The sequence below is a fragment of the Paracraurococcus lichenis genome (assembly GCF_030657435.1).
Taxonomy (GTDB): domain Bacteria; phylum Pseudomonadota; class Alphaproteobacteria; order Acetobacterales; family Acetobacteraceae; genus Paracraurococcus; species Paracraurococcus lichenis.
In genome coordinates, this window is sequence record NZ_JAUTWS010000175.1 from 1 (window position 1) to 5,656 (window position 5,656).

Genomic DNA, 5,656 nt, shown 5'->3' on the forward strand with positions numbered 1-5,656 from the left:
GGCGCGCCACCGCCGCCGCATCCGCGTCGGCACCAATGCGCAGCACGCGGCCATTGCGCAGCACCACCTCCATCGCCAGCTCGGTCACGTCGCGCATCGGCGGTCCGCTGCCGGCTGCGTGCGCCGGGTGCCCAGCCTCGAGCAGCAGGGGCACGAAGGACCCCAGCGGGGCAGCCCGCCGTGCCTGCTTCTGAACCGGCCGGCCCTCACCCTGCCGCCGCCAACGGTGCAGCAGGCTCGCGCAGATCCCATGCCGCCGCGACACCTCCGAGACCCTCGCGCCAGGCGCCGCCACCTCCGCCAGCAGCCGCACCTTCTCCTCGGGCGAGTAGCGTCGGCGAGCCTCGCCCCGCGTCACGATCTCAATCCGCTCCGGCGCACCAGTGCCAGCACCAGTGCTGCCACTGGTGCCTGCCGCAGCGCGTCCTGCTTCTCTCGCCATCGCAGCACCTCCACGACGGCCTACCTGTCAGCGTCATTCACCCCCAGCAAGAAGGGTCTGGTTCCGCCGCTTACCACTGACACGAGGCCGCGTTCCCGTCTCTGGTCGAGCACGACCTGGCTGACGACGAGGCGGAGGATGCGCTTGCGCTCCTCTGACGTGGCGTTTCGCCATACACGCTCGAGATCCTTGGCCAAACCGAGCACCTCGCCACGCTCGGTTTCCGAGAGTGGGCCAGGCTGGGCTTGCTGCCATTCCGCGTAGGCCTGCTCTACTTTTTCGACCTCGCGCAGGCGCTCCTCCCAGGCCCGCTCCAGTGTGCGTGCCACAAGCCGGTTCTCCGGTTCGACCTTGTCGTATTGGCGCCTTGCCCGCTCGGCCTCGTGGCGGGCCCGCTCGCGGCGCAGCGCCCACTGGTGCTCCAGCGCCTTGGCATCCGCCTCGATTTGCTCGACGGCAGCCACCGCCAGCGCGATCCGTTCGGGCGTCAGCGTCTCCAGCAAGATCCGCTCACAGGCCGCATCAACCGCCAGCCCGCGCACCTCCTGGCATCGTGCCTGGCCGGCGCCCTCCTGGTCTACGCTGCAATGGTAGAGCGGATAGTTGCCATGCGGCCCGGAATACCGAACGCTCATCTGCCGCCCGCAGCGGCCGCATAACACGATGCCCTGCAGCAACGCCTGACCTCGGCGGGCCACACCAGGCCGGCCCGCCTCACGGCGGGCGACGTTGCCCGCTAACCTCGCCTGATTGGCCACGAACTCCTCCCAGCCAATGTAGCCCGGGTGGGCATCGCGCAGGCAAATCGGCCACTGCTCGACTGCGACTTTGACCGTAGCACTGCGGCCAAGCGGCGTTCGACGGCGTGTTGGATCCCGTCGTCGCTGACCATACACATAGGCTCCCGCGTAGGCCGGGTTGTGCAGAATGTGCAGAACGCGGTTGCTGTTCGCTGCGACCCAAACCACATCGTGTGGTGCCGGTCCGCGCAGTGGCCGCGCGGGCAGCAGCAGCCCGTGCCGCAGCAGTTCACGCATGACCGCTTTGGCGGACTGCAGTTCCCGGAACTTCTGAAATACCAAGTGCAAGCGTGCCTGCACCTCCTCATTCGGGTGAAGTGCAATTCTGCCGTCGTGTTCCCAAACCAGCCCCGCGGGCAATGGGCAGTGTAACTCGCCGCGCGCTGCCTTCTGCCACTCGCCGTGATGTAGCCGCGCGCGGATCTGGTGTAACTCCGCCTCGCTCATAATCCCGGAGAGCCCCAGCAGAAGTCGGTCATGATAGGCGCCGGGATCGTATAGACGCTCGCTATCAGCCAGGAGAACGCCGAAAATCGAGCACAGCTCCAGCAACTGGTGCCAGTCACGGTTGTTGCGGGCCAAGCGCGACGCATCGAGGCTGACAACCAGACCAACCTTGCCCAACCCGATCTCGGCAATCAGCCGCTGGAAGCCGTGGCGCTCGGCACTTGATGTGCCGGATTTGCCGAGATCGTCATCGATCACCACAATACGCTCACGTGGCCAGCCAAAGTCGACCGCACGATCAACCAGCTTGTACTGCGCCGTCGTGCTTTCCTGGTGCTGCCGCACTTGGTCCGCTGTGGATTGACGAACGTAGACGAAAGCGAGCTTGGCACGATGAGCTGTGCCGATCCGCTCATCCGTCACGCCTCCGACGCTCAGCATGACATGTCTCCTGAAACGGCTGGTGGCAAAGCATTCGCGCGACCTCCTGGCTCGGACGCCCCCGAGAACTCGGGGGCAGCCTCGAGCATGGCGATGCTGGATCCACCTGACTTGTCATCGGCGGATGAGCTTCGATGCGTCTCATTTGCATGGCTTACCTCCACATCGGGAGTTACCAGCATGCTCCGGATCAGCCGCGCCAGCGGAAGCAGGCTGCGTGCAGAAATCCGTGGCCGCACCGCCTCTGCCGCCGTTTGTGGGCGCTCCAGATCGGTCGCCGCGCGTGGGACATGCCGCCGCCGGCCATCAGGTAGCACCACCACAATGAAACGCGGACCCCGGGCACCAGTAACCGATACAACCTGCAGCCGAAGACCGTACAGCGCATGTTGCGGATCGGTCACAATGACCCAAGGGACCAGCCGTTCCTCGGCTGTGGCATTCGGCAGTGTTCGGCAGCCCGACCCTGGCCGACGCCATCCTCGACCGCCTCGTCCACAACGCCCACCGGATCGAGCTGAAGGGGGAGAGCATGCGGAAACTGCGCGCCAAGCGGGCGTCGGCCAGCGAAGCGCTTGACGCCGGCCAGAAGGCCTGACTCCATCACCGCGTCGGCAGATCAGCCTGCCCGCGATGGCGTGGAACTCGCGCCCACGATCGCGTGGAACAGGTGCCCACGATGCGTGGAATACGCACAGAAGCCATCCAGGCCGGCCTCATGAATGACGATGATCGGGAAAGCTTTTCCAGTTCGGGTCCGCGCCTTTGCTTGTAGCGTTGTGAAATGGCTCAAGAGGCCCGTCAGGTCATCGCACCTGACTGAATGCTTGGACATCTTCTCGCCACTGCCAGGCGACAGCGAGGTGATCATCCATTTGTCACGCGACAGCTCGAGCGAGTACCTGCTCATCCCCGGTCTCGAACTGGTGTGTTTCGGGCGGTAGCAGATCGCTTGACGCGCTGCAGGTTGGGCTGATTCAAGCTTGGGATGGACCGGCTACCTGAGCTGTCATCACTGTCGCACGCGGACAAGGACGCGCTGATCCATGCGCTGTTGGCGCAGGTTCAGGTGCTGACGGCGCGGGTGGCGGAGTTGGAGGCCAAGCTCGGCGGTCCACCGAAGACGCCAGACAACTCGAGCATGCCGCCCTCACAGGGCAAGAAGGCGAACCGCGGCGACCAGCCGGCCCGCAGCGGCCCGCGACAGGGCAGCCTCGGGCGCAAGGGCGGCGGACGGCGGCTCTGCGAGGCACCGGACGAGACCGTGACCGCGCGACCGTGCTGTTGTGCACAGTGCGCGGCGCCGCTGACCGAGGCCGACCTGATGCTGGCGGCGCGCTTCGACAAGATCGACCTGCCGAAGGTGGTGCCAGTAGTGACGCGGGTGGAGCACTATGCCGGGCACTGCCGCGGCTGCGGCGCCACGACCCTGGCGCCGTTGCCAGAGGGACTGGAGCCGGGCACGCCGTTCAGCCTGAACATCGTCGCCCTGGCGATGTATCTGCGGTTCGCCCATCACGTCAGCTACCGGCGGCTGACCCGGCTGATGCTCGACCTGTTCGGGCTGGCCATCAGCGAAGGCGCACTCGACGCCGCACTGCGACGCGCCAAGCCGGGCTTCGATGCTGAGACTGCCGCCATTCTGGCCCGCCTGCGCCGCTCTCGTGTCGTCGGCTCCGACGAGACTGGCGTGCGCGTTGATGGCCGTACGGGCTGGAACTGGGTGTTCCAGAACACCGAGGTGGTGATCCACGTGATCCGCCACAGCCGCGGTGCAGGTGTGGTCCGCGAGGTGATGAGCGGCCACCGCCCGGCGATCTGGGTCTCCGACCTCTACAGCGCCCAGCGGGGCCATGCCGCCGCCTGGCAGATCTGCCTGGCGCACCAGTTGCGCGACTGCCGCTACGCCATCGAGGCGGGCGACACCGTCTTCGCCCCGCGCATGAAGGCGCTGCTGCTGCGCGCCGTGGTGCTGGCCCGCCGCCATCGCAGCCTCGCCGAGAGCACACGTCGCCAATACCGGCGCCGCCTCGAGCGCGACCTCGACGCCATCATGGCGCTGGCCCCTACCCAACGACACGGACAGCGACTGCGCAAGCGCTACGGCCTGCTGCGCGAGCACCTCTTCACCTTCCTCGACGATCCCGAGGTCAGCGCCGACAACAACACCTCCGAGCGCGATCTCCGCCATACCGCCACTTACAGGAAGGTCACCGGCGGCTTCCGCTCCACCTGGGGCGCCAATCTCTTCGCCGCCGTCCGGTCCGTCATCGGCACCGCCGCCCGACGTGGCATCGATGCATATCAGGCTATCCGCGCCATCCTACAGGGCCAATCCGTCCTAGCTCCGGGTTGAGCAGGTACTCGAGCGAGATGAAATTGGCGGTCGATGTTTTCTCGCTTGCGGTCTGAACAACACCGGATGCAGATGCAGACATCGTCGCCTCCTGAATGCTGACGAGCGATTGTAATCAAGGCAGATGCCGACCTTCTACCCGACCCATAGGATCTTCATGGCCGACGTGTTCCAGAAGCAGATGCGCTTCTGGGGCGTGGCGCCAAGCTACGCCTTCGTTGCCGAGCCCGAGACCAATGGTGTGATCGAGAGGCTGTTCCGAAAATTGAAAGAGCAGGTCATCCACGGCCGCATCTTCCAGACCATCGACGATGTGCGCATCGCCGTTCGGGCCTTTGTTGCCCGCTACAACGCCGAGTGGCTGGTCGAGAAGAACGGGTTTCGTAGCCCTGATGGTATGCGCGCCGCCTGGCGGGAGGAGACCTTCAGGCACGCCGCATAACGCAGCCTATTGTCCAGACAGCCGGGTGCGATACAGGGACATCGGCAAGCCGGTGTTCGACCAGAACCGCAAGATCGGCTCACCCCCGCTCGCGCGCTGAAGCGGTCCCAGGCCCACCCGGATGCCCGACAGGTCTGGTTCGTCGTTGATCGCGCTCGCCTGCCGTGTGACCGCCTGGAGCACGTCATGAACGTGGCCCAGGCTGACAGGCAGGGCCAGCAGGTCGCGCAGGATCTCGACGCGCCGCGGTACGAACTACGGCAGATCAGCGTCAGAGCGACGACGACCTGGGGAAGCCAGGTCTTGGTCACTGCGAGCTCGAACAGCCTCTCGTCGTCCCGCACGGCGGGCGAGAAGACCTCATCCAGCGCGGCGCTGGCCCTGTGCTTCTGCTGGTGTTCCCGCAGCACTGATGGACGCTGGTAGGCGCCGCTCAGTACCGCCGAGGAGCAGTCAAAGCGCCACCGGCCGCACCCACGCCGCCACCTACCAACGCCCCAGTGCCAACGTTGCCGCCCGTCAAAGCGCTTACCCCAGCCCCTGCACCAGCGCCCAGCAATCCACCCGACACGGCGCGCCCACCAGGACTCGTGCCACAGGCTGCCAAGCCGACCGAGATCACGCCCAGAAATAGTACGCCTGCAAACTTATTAAGCACGCTTTGCTCTCCCATCACCCACGGTGGTGAAACGCTGCGGCAGAGTAAAAGGCACTCTTGTCTCGCGGTA

Annotated in this window: 6 protein-coding genes and 1 pseudogene; 4 read left to right on the top strand and 3 right to left on the bottom strand. The window is 65.9% G+C overall.

Features of this window, described 5'->3' with window-relative positions; genetic code table 11:
- Together tnpA and Q7A36_RS38040 are read right to left on the bottom strand one after the other, a co-directional pair.
- A partial coding sequence (tnpA, locus tag Q7A36_RS38035) for an IS66-like element accessory protein TnpA (RefSeq protein WP_305109000.1) occupies positions 1 to 358 on the bottom strand: 358 nt, incomplete at its 3' end.
- Positions 359 to 462: 104 nt separating this feature from the next.
- Positions 463 to 2,130 (bottom strand): recombinase family protein, encoded by a 1,668-nt coding sequence (locus tag Q7A36_RS38040; RefSeq protein WP_305109001.1) that lies wholly within the window; start codon positions 2,128 to 2,130, stop codon positions 463 to 465.
- Between the two features lie 436 nt (positions 2,131 to 2,566).
- On the opposite strand from Q7A36_RS38040, the pseudogene Q7A36_RS38045 reads away from it, so the two are divergent.
- Positions 2,567 to 2,728, top strand: a pseudogene (locus Q7A36_RS38045) (ATP-binding protein); the annotation flags it as partial.
- A gap of 21 nt (positions 2,729 to 2,749) precedes the next feature.
- Here the strand turns inward: Q7A36_RS38045 and Q7A36_RS38050 are convergent.
- Positions 2,750 to 3,001: a hypothetical protein gene (locus Q7A36_RS38050; protein WP_370655790.1), complete on the bottom strand. Its 252-nt coding sequence runs from the start codon at positions 2,999 to 3,001 to the stop codon at positions 2,750 to 2,752.
- Positions 3,002 to 3,118: 117 nt separating this feature from the next.
- Here Q7A36_RS38050 and tnpC point away from each other — a divergent pair, with 117 nt between their 5' ends.
- The 3 genes from tnpC to Q7A36_RS38065 all read left to right on the top strand — a co-directional run bounded on the left by tnpC (position 3,119) and on the right by Q7A36_RS38065 (position 5,354).
- Positions 3,119 to 4,486: an IS66 family transposase gene (gene tnpC / locus Q7A36_RS38055; protein ID WP_305109002.1), complete on the top strand. Its 1,368-nt coding sequence runs from the start codon at positions 3,119 to 3,121 to the stop codon at positions 4,484 to 4,486.
- A 157-nt stretch (positions 4,487 to 4,643) separates the two neighbouring features.
- Positions 4,644 to 4,928, top strand: a complete 285-nt coding sequence (locus Q7A36_RS38060; protein ID WP_305109003.1) for an integrase core domain-containing protein — start codon at positions 4,644 to 4,646, stop codon at positions 4,926 to 4,928.
- Positions 4,929 to 5,114: 186 nt separating this feature from the next.
- The gene (locus Q7A36_RS38065) at positions 5,115 to 5,354 is read left to right on the top strand and encodes a hypothetical protein (protein WP_305109004.1); all 240 of its coding nucleotides are present in this window, start codon (positions 5,115 to 5,117) and stop codon (positions 5,352 to 5,354) included.
- The last annotated feature ends 302 nt before the right edge of the window (positions 5,355 to 5,656 follow it).

Excerpts from the sequence above, each read along its gene's own strand:
- Q7A36_RS38040 (WP_305109001.1), bottom strand. The coding sequence starts at position 2,130 with ATGCTGAGCGTCGGAGGCGTGACGGATGAGCGGATCGGCACAGCTCAT.
- Q7A36_RS38050 (WP_370655790.1), bottom strand. The coding sequence starts at position 3,001 with ATGATCACCTCGCTGTCGCCTGGCAGTGGCGAGAAGATGTCCAAGCAT.
- tnpC (WP_305109002.1), top strand. The coding sequence starts at position 3,119 with ATGGACCGGCTACCTGAGCTGTCATCACTGTCGCACGCGGACAAGGAC.
- Q7A36_RS38060 (WP_305109003.1), top strand. The coding sequence starts at position 4,644 with ATGGCCGACGTGTTCCAGAAGCAGATGCGCTTCTGGGGCGTGGCGCCA.
- Q7A36_RS38065 (WP_305109004.1), top strand. The coding sequence starts at position 5,115 with ATGAACGTGGCCCAGGCTGACAGGCAGGGCCAGCAGGTCGCGCAGGAT.